The following is an 18,436-nucleotide window of genomic DNA, read 5'->3' as shown; positions in this document are numbered from 1 at the left end:
GAACCTCTTTCTTATCCTGCTTACTGCGCCACCGTCTGTTCTCTCAGATGGAAATCCTGATTGAGCGTAACTACTGGCTCGGTGATTTTCTGCTTCACGGAAAGTTCTTCCGTCAGTTGCGACTGTTCATACGGTTTTGACTGGCCATAGAAGCGTCCGCTCTGGTGCACAGAAAGTGATTCGCACTCAATGGTTCCGTCCAGAAAACCGTTAGCGTTGATGGCCACTTCCCTGCTGCGGCATAATCCTTTTAGCTCCCCACTGACTTCAATGCGATTGGCAAATATTTCACCTTCCACCCGTCCGCTTTTTTGCACAAATACTGTTTTTTCTGAGTTAATTTTGCCGTTAACGGCACCATTGATATGAATATCGCCAAGCGCTTTGATTTCACCTTCGATAACGCAGGTTTCCGGGATAGTGGTGGTGTCTGACACTTTGGTGATAGTGACAGCGGATACCTCTTCCTGAAAGTCGCTGCCAGCCGACAGATGATCTTCATTATTCAGTGAGTAAGGGTCCCGACGAGGAGTGAGGGGGGATTCAGTTGGGATGGGGGTATTATTATCTTTGCGTTTAAACATAGTCATATCCTTATTGAACAATAAATTCCTTAAAATAACGCCAGCAATGATCGCCGAAAACAGTCCAGTCAGCTGGCCAGGGTACTGGCTGATTATCGCCAGCGACGCTTCCCAGCCCAAACCATAGACAATCAACGCTGCAGCCCAGATTAGCCAGATAAACCAAAGCAGGTTGTAGTTCATGTTGTGTAGGTTATGTTAACCTCCGGTAGCCAGAAGTCACGGTCAGAGTTGATACTTTACTCCCGCAGGGCCGGGCTCTATTCTTAATTTGTGCAACTCGATTGTTAAATGTGATCTCTGTCAGAATTTTAGCTTATTGATTGATCTTCCTCATTTCAATTATTCCGTATTGTCTTTATTGTGGCTGAACCGTTTCAGTTGGCGTTATCGCTGATGAAACCTCGGTTATATGCAGATGCAGTAGCGCAAGAATTCCCTGTACAAAAGCGAAGGTCTGGCTCAGGCTAACATTCCAGTTTTGTACTGAAATTCTGATGCAGGAGTGATATGACGGTTCACATTGCCATTAACGGGTTTGGTCGCATAGGGCGCAACGTATTACGAGCGCTTTATGAAACCGGGCGCCGCGCCGAGATTAGCGTCGTCGCCATTAATGAGCTGGCGGAAGCCTCCGGGATGGCGCATTTGCTGAAGTACGATACCAGCCACGGCCGTTTTGCCTGGGATGTCCGTCAGGAGCGCGATTTACTGTGGGTTGGCGAAGACACGATTCGTCTTCTCCACCGGGCAGAAATTAGCGATTTACCCTGGCGTGAACTGAACGTTGATGTGGTGCTTGATTGTACCGGGATTTATGGCAACCGCGCCGATGGCGAGGCCCACCTGGCCGCAGGGGCTAAAAAAGTGCTGTTTTCTCATCCTGGCGGTAATGATCTGGATGCCACGGTGGTCTACGGCGTGAATGAGAAAGATCTGCAACCCAGCGACCGGATCGTGTCCAATGCATCCTGTACTACCAACTGTATTATTCCGGTGATTAAACTGCTGGATGATGCATTCGGCATTGAATCGGGTACGGTGACCACAATTCATTCGGCAATGCATGACCAACAGGTGATTGACGCTTACCACACTGATTTACGTCGGACTCGAGCGGCCAGTCAGTCAATCATTCCGGTGGATACCCGACTTGCCGCGGGTATTTCGCGCATTTTTCCGAAATTCAGTGACTGTTTTGAAGCGATTGCCGTAAGGGTACCGACGATTAATGTGACGGCGATTGATTTGAGCGTCAGTGTCCGGGAGGCTGTTAACGCCGCGGAGGTCAATGCGCTGTTGCAAAAGGCGTCAGAAGGGGCATTTAGTGGTATAGTTGACTATACGGAATTACCGTTAGTCTCCATAGATTTTAACCATGATCCGCACAGTGCCATAGTGGACGGCACACAGACGCGGGTTAGCGGTCGACACTTGATCAAAACGCTGGTTTGGTGTGACAACGAATGGGGTTTTGCTAACCGGATGATTGATACCACGTTAGCAATGGCCGCAAGCGGTTTCAGGTAAGGTGCGGTTTGCGCCTGTCAAAACTTAGAGAATCAACGAGAGGATTCACCCATGTCTGTAATTAAGATGACCGATCTGGATCTTGCTGGGAAGCGTGTACTCATCCGCTCCGATTTGAATGTGCCCGTGAAGGAAGGGAAAGTGACGTCAGATGCACGTATCCGTGCTTCGTTGCCAACCATTGAAGCCGCACTGAAACAGGGTGCTAAAGTGATGGTTACTTCTCATCTGGGTCGCCCGACCGAAGGTGAATACAATGAAGAGTTTTCTCTGTTGCCTGTCGTTAACTATCTGAAAGAAAAAATTTCTTCTCCAGTTCGTCTGGCTAAAGACTATCTTGACGGTGTTGATGTCGCCGCAGGTGAACTGGTGGTTCTGGAAAACGTTCGCTTCAACAAAGGCGAGAAGAAAGACGACGAAACGCTGGCGAAAAAATATGCCGCGTTGTGTGATATCTACGTGATGGATGCTTTTGGTACGGCTCACCGTGCACAGGCTTCCACCCACGGCGTGGGCAAATTCGCGCCGGTTGCCTGTGCGGGTCCGCTGTTAGCGAATGAGCTGGAAGCATTGGGCAAAGCGTTGAAAACGCCAGCTCGCCCAATGATTGCCGTGGTGGGTGGGTCTAAAGTTTCCACTAAATTCGACGTGCTGAACTCATTGGTAAAAATTGCTGATACGGTCATCGTGGGGGGAGGTATCGCGAATACTTTCGTGGCGATTGATAACAACGTCGGTAAATCTCTCTACGAGCCAGATTTCGTTGATGCGGCGAAAAAACTGCGTGACGAATTTAAAATTCCGGTCCCTGTCGACTGCCGCGTTGGTACTGAATTTTCTGAAACTGCGCCTTCCCATGTGAAAAAAGTCAATGAAGTCAATGAGAATGAAGAAATCATGGACTTTGGTGATGAGACGGCCAATGCGATGGCTAAATTGTTGAAAGAAGCCAAAACTATCCTGTGGAATGGTCCGGTCGGCGTGTTTGAATTCCCTAACTTCCGTAAAGGCACTGAAATTGTGGCGAAAGCCATTGCAGACAGTGACGCATTCTCTATCGCTGGTGGTGGTGATACGCTGGCGGCTATCGATCTGTTCGGTATCGAAGATAAGATCTCTTATATTTCTACCGGTGGTGGTGCTTTCCTGGAGTTCGTGGAAGGAAAAACGTTGCCAGCAGTCGCTATGCTTGAAGAGCGTGCGAAACAGTAATCTTTAGGACGGGAGGTAACTCCCGTTGTAATGATTGACCTGGCTATTCGCAGGTGCAGAATCTCTTACATACGACCGACGAACAGGACAAAAAATATGTCTAAAATTTTTGATTTCGTAAAACCAGGCGTTGTCACCGGCGATGACGTACAGAAAATTTTTCAAGTTGCGAAAGAAAATAAATTCGCACTGCCTGCCGTGAACTGTGTGGGTACTGATTCTATCAATGCGGTTCTGGAAACGGCTGCGAAAGTAAAAGCGCCGGTAATCGTCCAGTTCTCTAACGGCGGTGCTGCATTTATCGCAGGCAAAGGCATGAAGTCTGATAAGCCACAGGCTGCCGCTATTCAGGGGGCAATCTCTGGCGCGCATCATGTCCACCAGATGGCGGAACACTACGGTGTGCCGGTTATCCTGCATACTGACCACTGTGCGAAGAAACTGCTGCCGTGGATCGACGGCCTGCTGGAGGCGGGAGAAGCCCACTTCAAGAAAACCGGTAAGCCGCTGTTCTCTTCTCACATGATCGACCTGTCAGAAGAGTCTCTGCAAGAAAACATTGAGATCAGTAGCAAGTATCTGGCCCGTATGGCCAAAATCAACATGACGCTGGAAATTGAGCTGGGCTGTACCGGTGGTGAAGAAGATGGTGTTGATAACAGCCATATGGACGCTTCGGCGCTATACACTCAGCCAGAAGATGTCGATTACGCTTACGAAAAACTGAACGCAATCAGCCCACGTTTCACCATTGCTGCCTCTTTCGGCAATGTGCACGGTGTTTATAAGCCAGGCAATGTTAAGCTGACGCCAACGATTCTGCGTAATTCCCAGGACTATGTGAGCAAGAAACACAATCTGCCGCATAATTCCCTGAACTTCGTATTCCACGGTGGTTCCGGTTCTTCTGCCGCTGAGATTGAAGAATCGATCAGCTACGGGGTTATCAAAATGAACATTGATACTGACACCCAGTGGGCGACCTGGGATGGTATTTTGCAGTACTACAAAAAGAACGAAGGCTACCTGCAGGCTCAGTTGGGCAACCCGGAAGGTGCCGATAAGCCAAACAAAAAATACTATGATCCGCGTGTATGGCTGCGTGCAGCTCAGACTTCAATGATTACCCGCCTGGAGCAGGCCTTCAAAGAACTGAACGCGGTAGACGTGTTGTGATTTTTTGAGTTCAGGCTCCTTAAAGGCCCCGAAAGGGGCTTTTTTTTTTAGTTTAAGTGGATAACAAATGATTAATTTCACAGGTTATTTGGCAGAGAGCACTGTTTTTGGTTACGCTTGAGGTTTGGGATGCCAGCTTCATCTGGCAATGATTAACTGCTTAATTCCCACTGAGAGCCACAACAGGATAACCAAATGGAAGATCTTAATGTAGTAAATGACATCAATAATGCAGGTAGTTGGTTAGTACGCAACCAGGAGTTGCTGCTGAGCTACGCCGTTAATATTATTGCGGCGATTGCCATCATCATTGTTGGGATGATTGTGGCGCGTATTATTTCTAACACGCTGAATAAATTAATGACTTCTCGCCATATCGATGTCACGGTCGCTGACTTCTTGTCTGCTCTGGTGCGCTATGGGGTGATTGCCTTTACGTTGATTGCTGCGTTGGGCCGGGTCGGTGTGCAAACGGCGTCGGTGATTGCGGTATTAGGTGCCGCGGGTTTGGCCGTTGGTCTGGCCTTGCAGGGGTCACTGGCGAACCTGGCGGCAGGGGTACTTCTGGTGACCTTCCGACCTTTCCGGGCGGGGGATTTTATTGATATCGGTGTAACGGGCACGGTGTTGAGCGTACAGATTTTCTCTACTACCTTGAAGTCTGCCGACGGTAAAATCGTGGTGGTGCCAAACGGCAAAATTATCGCCGGTAACATCGTTAACTTTTCCCGTGAGCCACTGCGTCGTAATGAGTTTATCGTCGGGGTGGCTTATGATGCCGACGTGGATCAGGTGATTAAACTGCTGCGTGAAGTCGTTGATGCCGACACCCGTGTGTTGCAGAATATGGGCGTGCAAGTTGGCCTGAATGAACTGGCCGCTTCGTCAATGAACTTCGTAGTGCGTTGCTGGAGTCAGTCGGGTGATTTGCAGGATGTGTACTGGGATCTGCTGAAGAACATTAAACGTGCGCTCGATGCTAATGGCATCGGTATTCCCTATCCGCAAATGGACGTTCATCTGCACCACGATAAGGCTGCTCAGGCGCCGCAGAGTGGGCAGAAAGTTCCGGAGAACGCTCAGCCGTAAGCGGAGTCATCAGTCAGTTAAAGGCGGTCGCTGAACCGCCTTTTCTTCGATCTTATTCATTAGTAAATGTGATTTATTATTATTTATTTTAATTTTATCTAATAATTAAGCGCCGCTACACTCGCCAGCATGGATTGCAGGGGGAGGAAATGGTGGTGTTATCTGTTTTTTTTCAGGGATTGCTGTTTGGCATGGCATTAATTTTGCCGTTGGGGCCGCAGAACGCGTTGGTGATGAACCTGGGCATGCGTCGTCATTATCATCTGATGGCCGCCGGACTCTGTACGCTGAGTGATGTTATTCTGATTTACGCTGGGATATTCGGTGGTAGCGCTCTACTGACGCAGTCTCCCTTGTTGCTGAATCTGGTTAGCTGGGGCGGAGTGTTGTTCCTGTTGTGGTATGGCTGGGGGAGATTCCGTATCGCGCTGAGCGGCAATGTCGATCTCGCCGCGAACGAGACGATGAAGCAAGGGCGCTGGCGTATTATTGCCACCATTCTGGCCGTGACCTGGCTTAACCCACATGTTTATATCGACACTTTTATGGTACTGGGTAGCCTGGGTGGGCAGTTACCGGTCGGGGCGCGCGGTTGGTTTGCTCTTGGCTCAGTCAGCGCATCGCTGCTGTGGTTTTTGGGTCTGGCGTTGTTGGCTTCCTGGCTCTCGCCATGGCTGAAAGCACCGGCGGTTCAGCGCATTATCAACTTGCTGGTGGGGATGGTGATGTGGGGGATTGCGGGTAAGTTGGCGATGCAGGCGGTGGGTTATCTGTAACAAGGAACTCACCAGAGGAAATGCGGTCATAGCGAGGCCGATGTAAACGCACGATATGGAGGATACGGGATGAAGCTGACAACCTTGACGCTGGTCGCCATGACGGGATTGGCAACGATACCTGCTTTAGCGCTGGCGGACGAAGTCCCTGATGGCCCGCATGTGGCGACCTCGGGCCAGGCCAGCGTGGATGCCACGCCGGATATCGCCAGTTTGGTGATTGAAGTGAATGTTTCTGCAAAAGAGGCCGCAGAGGCAAAAACGCAGGCGGATACTCGCCTTGCGCAGTATTTTGATTTTTTGCAAAAAAACGGTATTAAGAAGCAAGACATCAATGCCGCCAACCTGAGGACTCTGCCGGAATATAACTATCTGAAAGAGGGTAAATCGGAGCTGAAAGGCTACCGTGCCGTGCGTCAGGTGCAGGTTACCGTGCGTCAACTGGACAAACTGAATGCGTTACTGGATGGTGCGCTGAAGTCTGGCCTGAATGAGATCCGCTCGGTGGAGTTAGGCGTGGCGAATCCGGAGCAATATCGAGAAAAGGCCCGTCAGGCGGCGATAAATGATGCTATCCAGCAGGCTGGCGCATTGGCAAAGGGCTTTAATACCCGGCTGGGGCCAGTCTATAGCATTCGTTACCATGAGGATAATTATCATCCGGGGCCAATGGTAAGGATGTTCAAAACCGCTGATGCGGCACCGATGACCAGCGCAGAGCAGACTTATGAGCAGCAAAGCATTCATTTTGACGATCAAGTTGATGTGGTGTTTGAATTGCAGCGCAATCAGTAGTGATTGCATCGTGGATAAAGGGGCGAGATAGCCCCCTTTTTATGGCTATTCGCCCTGACGTAGTACGCGGTGACCATGGGCGATCAGCGCGTCAGTCACCTTACGCATCAGACGACTTTCCGGCGCGAAGCGGTGCCAGTACAGCATACGGCGTTGGTACAGCCCTGGCGTCAGGTCAATCAGTTCTCCCTCAGCCAGTTCCCGCTCAATCTGCAGATGTGGGATCATACAGCAGGTGGTACCCTGGCGAGCCAGTTGCACGAAGGCTTCTGACGAGTTAACAATATGGCAGGGGACGCTGCCTGGCGACAAATCAAAGTTCTGTTGTAAAAAAGCCTGATGCATATCATCAAGATGGTCAAAAGCGACAGCTGGGGCTTTCAGTAATGCTGAACGGGTTACGCCGTTAGGGAAATAGCGTGTGGCGAATTCCTTTGATCCGACGAACAGGTAATCCAGTGCGCCAAGTTGGTCTACCAGACAGCTTGGTAGCGGTTGAGGCTGAATACTGACGGCCCCCACGACTTCACCCCGACGCAGTCTTTCCTGGGTTCGGCTTTCATCTTCCACTTGTAAATTCAGGCGTACCGGCGAGTCGGTCAGCACGGTTTTCAGCGCGGGCAGTAACCAGGTTGCCAGACTGTCGGCGTTGACGGCCAGCGATAACAACAATGGGGTGGTGCCGCCGTTTTCATCGCCCAGCCATTCTTCTTCAAGCAGTTCGACCTGATGCAGTAACGCCAGAAGTTTTTGTCCTTGTTCAGTCGGACGAGGCGGAACAGTACGCACCAGCAGTGGCTGACCGAACATGTTTTCCAATTGTTTGATTCGTTGGGAAACAGCTGACTGGGTAATACAAAGCTTTTGTGCTGCGCGTTCAAAACCGCGTTCGCGGATCACGGCATCCAGCGCCTGAAGCGTTCGATAATCCGGGCGTTTCATGGGGTCGTTTAACTCTCTTTCAGGTGTGGAAATTGCACTATGCCATATTTTGGTCCGTTTGCCCTGTGCAACCTCACATTTATCCGCTGTTGCCTGGTGTTCTGCCCGGCAAACTGCCAGAAAATACTGCCCGGCAATACTGGGGTTGTTTTATACTGTCGCTACACTGTAGCTGCACGGATTGAGAATATACCATGACACAGGATGAACTGAAAAAAGCCGTTGGCTGGGCCGCGCTGGAATATGTTAAACCAGGCACCATTGTCGGGGTGGGAACGGGATCGACCGCCGCTCATTTTATTGATGCGCTGGGCTCAATCAAACAGCAGATCGACGGTGCGGTGTCCAGTTCGGAGGCCTCAACGCGCAAACTTAAAAGCCTGGGTATCCCGGTTTTCGATCTCAACGAGGTGGACTCACTCTCGGTGTATGTTGACGGTGCTGATGAAATCAATGGATTGATGCAGATGATCAAGGGCGGCGGCGGCGCGCTGACCCGTGAGAAAATCATTGCGGCAGTAGCGGATAAATTTGTCTGTATTGCCGATGAGTCCAAGCAAGTTGACGTACTGGGGAAATTCCCGTTACCGGTTGAAGTGATCCCGATGGCGCGTAGTTATGTCGCGCGGGAACTGGTGAAGTTGGGCGGTTTGCCAGAGTATCGCCAGCATGTGGTGACCGATAACGGCAACATTATCCTGGATGTTCATAACCTTGTGATTCTGGAGCCCATCGCGCTGGAAAAGGCGATCAATGCCTTGCCGGGTGTGGTGACCGTGGGGTTGTTTGCAACGCGTGCTGCCGATATCGCACTGATTGGCACCGCCTCTGGTGTGAAAACCATAGAAAAGTGATCTTACGGGTATCGTCCTGGTGCCGGTTAATTTCTGCAAAAAAACACCTTTTCGTTTAATCGCGAAATTCGGTGGCTTATGTCACATAAGCTTAATTGACAGGGCGATCCTTCTAACGATGTTCTGAGTACCCTGATTATCTGTTGATTTGTGCCTGGTGGCATTCCGCGCGTGTTATCCTGCTAGTCATTGTTTGTATTGCCGCTGGCGTAAATTTTGATATTTTGACAGAAGGCTGACTTATATCAGCCACATCTGAAGTCTGCTAAATAGGATCGGGAAATGGCAAAAGTATCACTGGAGAAAGACAAGATTAAGTTCCTGTTGGTGGAGGGCGTGCACCAGAAAGCAATTGATAACTTACGGGCGTCTGGTTACACCAACATTGAATATCATAAAGGCGCTCTGGACAGCGAAGCACTGAAAAAATCGATCCGTGACGCACACTTTATTGGCATCCGTTCGCGTACCCATCTCACCGAAGAGATTTTTGCTGCGGCTGAAAAATTGGTTGCCGTGGGCTGTTTTTGTATCGGCACTAATCAGGTTGACCTGAGCGCGGCAGAGAAGCGAGGGATCCCGGTATTTAACGCACCTTTCTCCAATACTCGATCCGTGGCTGAACTGGTTATCGGTGAACTGTTGCTGATGCTACGCGGCGTACCGGCGGCGAATGCGAAGGCACACCGTGGTGTGTGGAATAAAGTCGCGGTGGGTTCGTTTGAAGCGCGCGGCAAGAAACTGGGGATCATTGGTTACGGCCATATCGGTATGCAGTTGGGCGTGTTGGCGGAGAGCCTGGGCATGCATGTGTTCTTCTACGATATTGAGAACAAGCTGCCGCTGGGAAATGCCACTCAGGTTCGCCATCTGTCCGATTTGCTGAATATGAGCGACGTAGTCAGCCTGCACGTGCCGGAAACGCCGTCAACGCAGAATATGATGGGGGCGGAAGAGTTGGCGATGATGAAGCCGGGTTCGTTGTTGATCAATGCTTCGCGCGGTACGGTGGTTGATATCCCGGCGCTGTGCAAAGTGCTGGCGGATAACCATCTGGCTGGCGCGGCTATTGATGTGTTCCCGGAAGAACCCGCGAGCAACAGTGATCCATTCAATTCGCCATTGTGTGAGTTTGATAACGTGATCCTGACGCCGCATATTGGTGGCTCCACTCAGGAAGCGCAGGAGAACATTGGTATTGAAGTGGCTGATAAGCTGGCGAAATACTCTGATAACGGTTCCACGTTGTCTGCGGTTAATTTCCCGGAAGTTTCCCTGCCGATGCATGGTGACAAGAGCCGCCTGCTGCACATCCACGAGAACCGTCCGGGTGTGCTGACCGCCATTAACCATATCTTTGCCGGACAGGACATCAATATCTCTGCACAGTATCTGCAAACCAGTCCATCAATGGGCTATGTGGTGATTGATATCGATGCGCCGCAGGATGTGGCTTATACCGCGCTACAGATGATGAAGGCGATTCCTGGTACTATCCGCGCACGTCTGTTGTTCTAAGCCGACGACGGCCAGCGTTAAGGGAAAATTGCCCCTGAATAAAATCAGCGACCGTAATCAGGTCGCTTTTTTATCTTTAGCTGGCGGGTATGACCCCGCAATGTGCGGAGAGCCGCTGTTGGGAATAAAGCCTCTTGCGTTATGGACGATGTTTGGCGCTCAGCGTTTTACCATTGCCAGATTTTCGAGGGCGTGATTATTGCCGGTAACGGTATATCCCACTCAGCTACTGGCAGTGCTTCGACCCTCTGACAGTCATGGGCCAGTCCGATCGGGAGAACGCCGTGTTGTTGCCAGTTCTGTAACGTTCGGTCATAAAAGCCGCCCCCCATCCCCAGACGCTGCCCCTGAGAATCAAACGCCACCAATGGCACCATTAACACATCCAACTCGTTCAGTGTTGCCAGATGGCGGATATCCAGCGGAGGTTCAGGTATGGCAAGTCGGTTTGGCGTCAGCGGCGTTGCGGCATCATAGCGGATAAACAGCAGTTGTCCCTTCGCGAAGGGATGGAGGACGGGCAAATAGACTTCCTGCTCGTGTTGCCAGAGTTTAGCCATCAGGGGATGGGGATTCAGTTCACCATCAACAGAGAGGAACAGCGCGATTTTGCGGGCCTGCTGGACAGGAGAGAACTTGAGCGCATGTTCGGCGACTTGTATCGCGGCCAGTTGTTGCTGCTCAGGTGTTAAAGCCCGACGCAACTGACGAACACGAAGACGAATATCCTGGCGTTCAGGAAGGTTGAGAGACATCATTTCCACCGTATCAGGAGATCACGGTTAGTGATCCGGTGGCCGAAGCCGACAATATTACCCGGCCGACAATGGCGTATTTATGATCCGAAACCACAACACGTTGCCGGTAAAACTAAGAAAGGAATCTCCGAGATGCCGCCGCAGACTGTAACCCTTGAACCCTTGGTTCAAGGTGAATGTGCCGTCGCAACCATCAGGCTTCTCGGACGAACCGAGTATGCTCACAGGTTACAGAGCGCCACACTCTGTTGGTATGAAATATCGGCTCAGGGGACTGGCCCGCTTGCAAACATCTCAGAGAAATTTTTACTTCACCGCTACTGTATCACAGTCAGCGATAAGGTGTTATTCGAATTGAGGACCTGCCTGTTCCGTAATGCGACCTTGCTCAAGCAACGCCTGTTCAATGGTCTGTTGCAGCATACGGATACGTTGTTCCATGTTGCTGGCATAATCGCGGGTTTTACTTTTCTCCTGCGCCAGCTCATAGCAAATATTCAATGCAGCGATAAAAACCAGTTGCTCAGTATTTGTGACTCTAGTGCGAACTTTTAAATCTTGCAACCGCTGATTGAGGTCCTCGGCTGCCATATTCAGCGCATCTAGCTGTTCAGGCGGACAATTTACTCTTAAAGAACGGCCAAAAATTTGAATATCTACGGGTTGAGCTGACATGAAACCATCCTGACTGATTACTGCGCCGTCAATCCCCCATACCACTCAGTGGGCTGGGAATGGCGCATCGATAACTACCCCTTGAGAAGAAACAACCCCTTTCTGGAATCGTTGAGGCACCTGGTGGTAGCATAACACGAACTTAACCAGCCAACGACGACCAAAACGTATGTCACTATCAAACATCATGCCGGGCTATGAGGCGCTGGCTTCAATACTGACGCAGCAGGGAGTGGGAATGACGCCTGCTGAAATGCATGGTCTGATCAGCGGATTACTGTGCGGCGGCAATAAAGACAGTAGCTGGCAAGCACTGGTTCACGATCTGACTAACGAAGGGATGGCGTTCTCCCAGTCACTGGCCCAGCCATTGCAGCAACTGCATCAGGGCATCGGTGATTCACTGGAGGATGAAGGCTTTTTGTTCCAACTGTGGTTGCCGGAAGACGATGACGCCACGGTGTTCGAGCGCGCCGATGCATTGGCCGGCTGGGTGAATCACTTTTTGCTCGGCCTTGGCGTGTCACAGCCTAAACTGGACAAAGTGAAGGGTGAAACCGGAGAAGCTATTGATGACCTGCGTACGATTGCTCAGCTCGGTTATGATGAGGATGAAGATCAGGAAGAGCTGGAGCAGTCGCTGGAAGAGGTTATCGAATACGTGCGGGTAGCGGCACTGCTCTGCCATGACACCTTTACCCATTCCAGTCCTGATGTCGTCGTGGAAGTAAAAAAACCGACGCTGCATTAAGCTGGACGGATTCTAATATGGACTGCATTCAGGAGAAGCTGATGACACAACAAGAGTTTGTGCGTCGTCGCCAGGCATTGTTGGCAAAAATGGCGCCAGCCAGTGCGGCAGTGATTTTTGCCGCGCCCGAAGTGACCCGCAGCAACGACAGTGAGTATCCTTATCGTCAGAACAGTGATTTCTGGTACTTCACCGGCTTTAATGAGCCGGAAGCGGTACTGGTATTGATCAAAAGTGATGAAAGCCATCACCACAGTGTACTGTTCAATCGGGTTCGCGATCTGACGGCTGAGATCTGGTTTGGTCGTCGCCTGGGGCAGGATGCCGCACCGGAGAAACTGTCAGTTGACCGCGCTCTGCCTTTTGATGAGATCAGTGAACAACTGCCGCAGTTGCTGAATGGGCTGGCGGTGGTTTATCACGCTCAGGGGGGGTATGCCTACGCGGATACGCTGCTGTTTGCCGCGCTGGAAAAACTGCGTCGTGGTTCACGTCAGAATCTCATTGCGCCTGTCAGTGTGACCGACTGGCGGCCCTGGGTGCATGAAATGCGGCTGTTCAAATCGCCTGAGGAGCAGGCCATCCTGCGGGAAGCCGGACGGATTAGCGCACTGGCGCATACCCGGGCCATGCAACAGTGCCGTCCGGGGATGTATGAATATCAGCTTGAAGGCGAGATTCACCACGAGTTCAACCGTCATGGCGCCCGGTTCCCCTCATACAACACTATTGTTGGGGCGGGTGAGAATGGCTGTATCCTGCACTATACCGAAAACGAGCATCAGATGCGTGATGGCGAGTTGGTGTTGATCGATGCTGGTTGCGAGCTACAAGGGTATGCCGGCGATATCACCCGTACCTTCCCGGTGAACGGCAAATTCACCGCGCCCCAACGTGCCATTTACGACATTGTGCTGGCGTCTCTGTACAAAGCGCTGGAGCTGTATCGTCCGGGCACCAGCATTCGCGAGGTGACTGCGCAAGTTGTGCGTATCATGGTGACCGGACTGGTTGAGCTTGGTGTGATGCAGGGAGAGGTGGACACGCTGATTGCTGAGCAGGCTTATCGCCCGTTCTTTATGCATGGCCTCAGTCACTGGCTTGGGCTGGATGTTCACGATGTCGGTCACTATGGTCACGATCGTGACCGTGTGTTGGAAGTTGGCATGGCGCTTACCGTTGAACCGGGACTGTATATCGCCCCGGATGCGGATGTGCCTGCGGAATATCGCGGTATCGGTATTCGTATCGAAGATGACATCATTATTACTCAAGACGGTAACGAAAACCTGACGGATACCGTGGTGAAAGATGCGGATGAAATTGAAGCACTGATGGCGGCAGCGAAGACGCAATGAGCATAGTAATTGCAGGGGGCGGCATGGCCGGTGCCACGCTGGCGCTGGCTGTCTCGTTTCTTACCCAGGGAAAGGTACCGGTTACCCTGGTGGAAGCTTTCGAACCGGTCAGTCGGAGGCATCCGGGCTATGACGGTCGGGCGATTGCGCTGGCTGAAGGAACCTGCCGACAGTTGGCGGGGATTAATTTGTGGCCTGCATTACAGGCGTACGCTACGGCGATAACGCATGTTCATGTCAGTGATCGTGGTCATGCCAACTTTGTTTCTCTGGATGCTGATGATTATGCTATCCCGGCCCTGGGGCAGGTTGTTGAGCTACACGATGTCGGGCAGCGCCTGTTCGCTTTACTGAAAAAAGCGCCTGGCGTGCGTCTGTGCTGTCCGGCGAAAGTGTCGCAGGTGGCGCGTAGTCAACAGCAGGTGAGTGTCACGCTGGATAGTGGCGAAACGCTTACCGCGCAGTTGCTGGTGGCGGCGGATGGTTCACGTTCTGCGGTTGCCGCGTCTTGCGGCATTCAGTGGCAGACGCAGGATTATCAGCAGGTCGCGGTTATCGCCAATGTTTCTACCCAACAGCCACATCAGGGGCGGGCTTTCGAGCGCTTCACCGAACATGGCCCTCTGGCGCTGTTGCCAATGTCCGACGGACGTAGCTCGCTGGTCTGGTGCCATCCACTGGCTGATCAGGCGTTGTTGGATGGCTGGAGCGACCCGTATTTTCTGGACGAGTTGCAAAAAGCCTTCGGTTGGCGGCTGGGGCGTTTCACCCAGGTGGGACAACGCCACAGCTATCCGTTGCAGTTGCAGGTTTCGTCTCAGCGCGTATCTCACCGCCTGGCACTGGTCGGCAATGCTGCTCAGACGCTGCATCCCATTGCAGGGCAGGGGTTTAATCTGGGGATCCGCGATGTGATGTCGCTGGCGGAAACCGTTGCTGGCGCCTTCAGAAGTGGGCAGGATATGGGAAGCTATGCCGTTTTGCAGCAGTATCAGCAACGGCGACAGCCGGATGCGTCGGCGACTATTGGCATAACCGATAGTCTGGTCAGGGTGTTTGCTAACCGCTACACACCGCTGGTGGTAGGGCGTAATCTGGGCCTGATGGCGATGGATTCCCTGCCATTAGTGCGTAATTTGCTGGCCGAGCGCACATTAGGCTGGGTTGAGCGTTAAGGAGAAAGCAGTGATGCAAACGTATGATGTGATCGTTGCCGGGGGAGGCATGGTTGGTCTTGCTGTCGCTTGCGGCCTGCAGGGAAATGGGATGAAAGTGGCGGTTCTGGAGCGTGAAACCCCGGTCGCCCTGGCCGCTGATGCCGCACCAGCGCTACGGGTCTCCGCAATTAATGCGGCCAGCGAGCGATTGCTGCAACATTTGGATGTCTGGAGCAGTATTATTGCCAGCCGTGCCAGTGCCTGGCACGGTATGGAAGTGTGGGATCGCGACAGCTTTGGTCACATTACCTTTGATGACGCGCAGCAAGAGGTGACGCATCTTGGGCATATTATCGAAAATGCGGTTATCCATCAGGCATTATGGAATCAGGCTGGCCGCCTGAGCGATATTACGCTGATGTCGCCGGTGGAACCGCAGCAGGTCGCTTTTGGCGATAATGAAGCATTCGTGACGCTCAATGACGGGACCATGATCAGTGCCCGCTTGCTGGTTGCCGCTGACGGTGCTAATTCCTGGTTGCGTAATAAAGCGGATATTCCGCTGGCGTTCTGGGATTATGAGCATCATGCGCTGGTGGCGACGATCCGTACCGCGCAGCCACACGATGCTGTCGCGCGTCAGGTATTCCACGGTGACGGCATCCTGGCTTTCCTGCCGCTGAGCGATCCGCATCTGAGTTCAATCGTCTGGTCCCTGCCTCCGCAGGAGGCCAACCGTCTGCAATCAATGCCGGAAGCGGTGTTCAACCAGCAGTTGTCGGTGGCTTTTGATCTGCGTTTGGGGCTGTGCAGTGTGGAGAGTGAGCGTAAAACCTTCCCGCTGATGGGACGCTATGCACGTCACTTTGCTGCCCATCGTTTGGCATTGGTTGGCGATGCGGCGCACACCATCCATCCGTTGGCAGGGCAGGGAGTGAATCTCGGTTTTATGGATGCGGCAGAGTTGATTGGTGAAGTTAAACGTCTGCATCAACAAGGAAAGGATATCGGCCAGCATCTGTATCTGCGCCGTTATGAGCGCAGTCGCAAGCATAGCGCGGCGCTGATGTTGGCAGGCATGCAGGGTTTCCGTGAGTTGTTCAATGGCAATCATCCGGCTAAAAAACTCTTGCGGGATATGGGGCTGCGTCTGGCTGACAACTTGCCCGGTGTGAAACCGCGATTGCTCAGGCAAGCCATGGGGCTGAATGATTTGCCGCAGTGGCTGCGTTAACTTCTTTTCCGCCAGGGCGGTGCAATGCCGCCCTTACTGTTTAGTCCGTCTTTCATTCTCACCATTATTCCCTTCATCAACATTTCCCTTGTCAACACGTTGCCCCGTTTTGGTTCATCGTTTGAAAAATTCTAATGTCACTTGCTGATTCGCATTAGATTTTCTCATTTATTATTTAGTTTCTCCTGGTTAGATTTGATTTTTATGAGTCATATTATCTAGTTAAAAACTGAATATTCATTAAAAATTGGCTGTTTATATTGTTATTTTGGTTTTATTTTGGTGATAAATTCTGTTTTCTGTTGGGTGATGATGTCATGCACCATAACGATTCGGCCCCATTTAACTTATGGTTAATGGCACCGTTCGGTGGTAAGTTCAGAGCCAGGGTATCGTTTGCGCCCGTCCAGTGCGACCCGTGCAGGCGTCTGACAACCAGCAAAATACAGGAATGATATGACCCAGCAGACTCCTTTGTTCGAACAACATCTGGCTTCAGCTGCGCGCATGGTGGATTTTCATGGCTGGATGATGCCGCTTCACTATGGTTCTCAGTTGGATGAACACCACGCAGTGCGTACCGATGCTGGTATGTTTGATGTGTCGCATATGACCATTATCGATCTGCGAGGAGTCCACACCCGCGACTTCCTGCGCTACCTCCTGGCGAATGATGTCGCTAAATTAACGCAACCGGGCAAAGCACTGTATAGCGGGATGCTGAACGTTTCGGCGGGCGTCATTGACGATCTGATTGTCTATTTTATGGCCGATGACTTTTTCCGCCTGGTGGTCAACTCAGCGACCCGCGAAAAAGATCTGGCGTGGATAACACAGCATGCTGAACCGTATGGCGTACAACTGACAGAACGTGACGATTTGTCGCTGATGGCCGTACAGGGGCCGAATGCACAGGCTAAAGTACAGAGTCTGCTTGATGATGCACAACGTCAGATTGTGGCGGGAATGAAGCCTTTTTTTGGGGTGCAGGCTGGCGATTTGTTTATCGCTACCACCGGCTACACGGGTGAAGCCGGTTATGAAATTGCGCTGGCGAATGAGCAGGCGGCGGATTTCTGGCAGAAGCTGCTTGCGACGGGAGTGAAGCCCGCCGGTCTGGGCGCGCGTGATACTCTGCGTCTGGAAGCCGGCATGAATTTATACGGGCAGGAAATGGATGAAAGTGTTTCTCCGCTGGCTGCCAATATGGGCTGGACTGTGGCATGGCAGCCAGATGAGCGTGATTTTATCGGTCGCGAAGCATTAGAGGCTCTGCGTGAAAAAGACACCGGACAACTGGTCGGCCTGATCATGACCGAAAAGGGCGTGCTACGTAATAATCTGCCGGTATATTTTACCGATGCACAGGGCAAGCCAAAAGAAGGCGTGATCACCAGCGGCTCTTTTTCTCCGACGTTGGGGTGCAGTATCGCGTTAGCCCGTGTCCCTGCAGGAATTGGCAAGCAGGCTATGGTGCAGATCCGTAACCGTGAAGTGCCGGTCAGTGTCACTAAACCGATTTTTGTTCGCGCCGGTAAACCGGTCGCATAATCAGCTTTCCATCCAGCATTGGTTGTCACTGACGGCCAGCGAAGGGGAGCCAGCCAATAATAACTTTCAGGAGAGCGGGCGATGAGTCATGTGCCAAATGAATTGAAATATCGTGACAGCCACGAGTGGGTGCGTAAAGAAGACGATGGCACCTGGACTGTAGGCATTACCGAACATGCCCAGGAACTGCTGGGCGATATGGTGTTTGTTGACTTGCCTGAGGTGGGCAACACCTACAGCCAGGGGGAAGATTGCGCCGTTGCTGAATCAGTGAAGGCGGCTTCTGATATTTATGCTCCGCTTAGCGGTGAAGTGATTGCGGTGAATGATGCACTGGACAGTGAGCCGGAGTTGGTCAACAGCGCGCCGTATGCCGAAGGTTGGTTGTTCCGGATGAAAGCCAGTGATGAATCTGAAGTGGATTCATTGTTGGATGCCGACGCTTATAAAACCAGTATTGCAGAATAACCCGTAAT

The 18,436-nt window shown here is 51.8% G+C and carries 18 protein-coding genes and 1 other RNA gene; 14 read left to right on the top strand and 5 right to left on the bottom strand.

All coding sequences use genetic code 11. From position 1 onward, the window contains the following. Positions 1-20: 20 nt before the first annotated feature. Positions 21-767 carry a bactofilin family protein gene (locus EH228_RS19920; RefSeq protein ID WP_152323351.1) on the bottom strand — a complete coding sequence of 249 codons (747 nt, stop codon included), beginning with the start codon at positions 765-767 and terminating at the stop codon, positions 21-23. 327 nt (positions 768-1,094) lie between these two features. On the opposite strand from EH228_RS19920, the gene epd reads away from it, so the two are divergent. From epd to EH228_RS19890, 6 genes are all read left to right on the top strand, one after another. Then, a complete protein-coding gene (epd, locus tag EH228_RS19915; RefSeq protein ID WP_152323350.1) occupies positions 1,095-2,114 on the top strand; it encodes an erythrose-4-phosphate dehydrogenase in 1,020 nt (339 codons plus the stop codon). A 51-nt stretch (positions 2,115-2,165) separates the two neighbouring features. Beyond that, the gene (gene pgk / locus EH228_RS19910; protein WP_152323349.1) at positions 2,166-3,326 is read left to right on the top strand and encodes a phosphoglycerate kinase; all 1,161 of its coding nucleotides are present in this window, start codon (positions 2,166-2,168) and stop codon (positions 3,324-3,326) included. Between the two features lie 96 nt (positions 3,327-3,422). Next, a complete protein-coding gene (fbaA, locus tag EH228_RS19905; RefSeq protein WP_152323348.1) occupies positions 3,423-4,502 on the top strand; it encodes a class II fructose-bisphosphate aldolase in 1,080 nt (359 codons plus the stop codon). Between the two features lie 195 nt (positions 4,503-4,697). Then, positions 4,698-5,591 carry a small-conductance mechanosensitive channel MscS gene (mscS, locus tag EH228_RS19900; protein ID WP_152323347.1) on the top strand — a complete coding sequence of 298 codons (894 nt, stop codon included), beginning with the start codon at positions 4,698-4,700 and terminating at the stop codon, positions 5,589-5,591. 155 nt (positions 5,592-5,746) lie between these two features. Next, a complete protein-coding gene (gene argO, locus EH228_RS19895) occupies positions 5,747-6,367 on the top strand; it encodes an arginine exporter ArgO (RefSeq protein ID WP_152323346.1) in 621 nt (206 codons plus the stop codon). A gap of 69 nt (positions 6,368-6,436) precedes the next feature. Beyond that, positions 6,437-7,162, top strand: coding sequence for an oxidative stress defense protein (locus tag EH228_RS19890; RefSeq protein WP_152323345.1), 726 nt, complete (start codon positions 6,437-6,439; stop codon positions 7,160-7,162). A 45-nt stretch (positions 7,163-7,207) separates the two neighbouring features. Here EH228_RS19890 and EH228_RS19885 read toward each other — a convergent pair whose 3' ends face one another. Next, positions 7,208-8,104 (bottom strand): LysR family transcriptional regulator ArgP, encoded by an 897-nt coding sequence (locus tag EH228_RS19885; RefSeq protein ID WP_152323344.1) that lies wholly within the window; start codon positions 8,102-8,104, stop codon positions 7,208-7,210. 194 nt (positions 8,105-8,298) lie between these two features. Here EH228_RS19885 and rpiA point away from each other — a divergent pair, with 194 nt between their 5' ends. Beyond that, positions 8,299-8,958 carry a ribose-5-phosphate isomerase RpiA gene (gene rpiA / locus EH228_RS19880; RefSeq protein WP_152323343.1) on the top strand — a complete coding sequence of 220 codons (660 nt, stop codon included), beginning with the start codon at positions 8,299-8,301 and terminating at the stop codon, positions 8,956-8,958. Positions 8,959-9,240: 282 nt separating this feature from the next. After that, on the top strand, positions 9,241-10,476 hold the full coding sequence (gene serA, locus EH228_RS19875) for a phosphoglycerate dehydrogenase (RefSeq protein ID WP_152323342.1): 1,236 nt from the start codon (positions 9,241-9,243) through the stop codon (positions 10,474-10,476). Between the two features lie 167 nt (positions 10,477-10,643). On the opposite strand, the gene EH228_RS19870 is transcribed toward serA, so the two are convergent. From EH228_RS19870 to zapA, 3 genes are all read right to left on the bottom strand, one after another. Continuing rightward, positions 10,644-11,231, bottom strand: coding sequence for a 5-formyltetrahydrofolate cyclo-ligase (locus EH228_RS19870; protein WP_152323341.1), 588 nt, complete (start codon positions 11,229-11,231; stop codon positions 10,644-10,646). Between the two features lie 123 nt (positions 11,232-11,354). Then, positions 11,355-11,538: non-coding RNA, 6S RNA (gene ssrS, locus EH228_RS19865), on the bottom strand. A 41-nt stretch (positions 11,539-11,579) separates the two neighbouring features. Continuing rightward, positions 11,580-11,909: a cell division protein ZapA gene (gene zapA, locus EH228_RS19860; RefSeq protein WP_152323340.1), complete on the bottom strand. Its 330-nt coding sequence runs from the start codon at positions 11,907-11,909 to the stop codon at positions 11,580-11,582. 169 nt (positions 11,910-12,078) lie between these two features. On the opposite strand from zapA, the gene EH228_RS19855 reads away from it, so the two are divergent. From EH228_RS19855 to gcvH, 6 genes are all read left to right on the top strand, one after another. Next, positions 12,079-12,660: a YecA/YgfB family protein gene (locus EH228_RS19855; RefSeq protein ID WP_152323339.1), complete on the top strand. Its 582-nt coding sequence runs from the start codon at positions 12,079-12,081 to the stop codon at positions 12,658-12,660. Between the two features lie 41 nt (positions 12,661-12,701). Then, positions 12,702-14,018, top strand: a complete 1,317-nt coding sequence (gene pepP, locus EH228_RS19850) for a Xaa-Pro aminopeptidase (protein WP_152323338.1) — start codon at positions 12,702-12,704, stop codon at positions 14,016-14,018. Then, entirely contained in the window at positions 14,015-15,193 is a 1,179-nt protein-coding gene (ubiH, locus tag EH228_RS19845; RefSeq protein ID WP_152323337.1) for a 2-octaprenyl-6-methoxyphenyl hydroxylase, read from the top strand. Before pepP ends, ubiH begins: the two co-directional genes overlap by 4 nt. Before the next feature lie 13 nt (positions 15,194-15,206). After that, complete coding sequence (gene ubiI / locus EH228_RS19840) at positions 15,207-16,409, top strand: FAD-dependent 2-octaprenylphenol hydroxylase (RefSeq protein ID WP_152323336.1); 1,203 nt, start codon at positions 15,207-15,209, stop codon at positions 16,407-16,409. A 456-nt stretch (positions 16,410-16,865) separates the two neighbouring features. Continuing rightward, the gene (gene gcvT / locus EH228_RS19835) at positions 16,866-17,960 is read left to right on the top strand and encodes a glycine cleavage system aminomethyltransferase GcvT (RefSeq protein WP_152323335.1); all 1,095 of its coding nucleotides are present in this window, start codon (positions 16,866-16,868) and stop codon (positions 17,958-17,960) included. Positions 17,961-18,041: 81 nt separating this feature from the next. Continuing rightward, positions 18,042-18,428 (top strand): glycine cleavage system protein GcvH, encoded by a 387-nt coding sequence (gcvH, locus tag EH228_RS19830; RefSeq protein ID WP_152323334.1) that lies wholly within the window; start codon positions 18,042-18,044, stop codon positions 18,426-18,428. Positions 18,429-18,436: the final 8 nt, after the last annotated feature.

The sequence above is a fragment of the Erwinia endophytica genome, from assembly GCF_009295515.1.
GTDB lineage: Bacteria > Pseudomonadota > Gammaproteobacteria > Enterobacterales > Enterobacteriaceae > Erwinia > Erwinia endophytica.
This window is presented reverse-complemented; position numbering and strand designations above follow the sequence as displayed.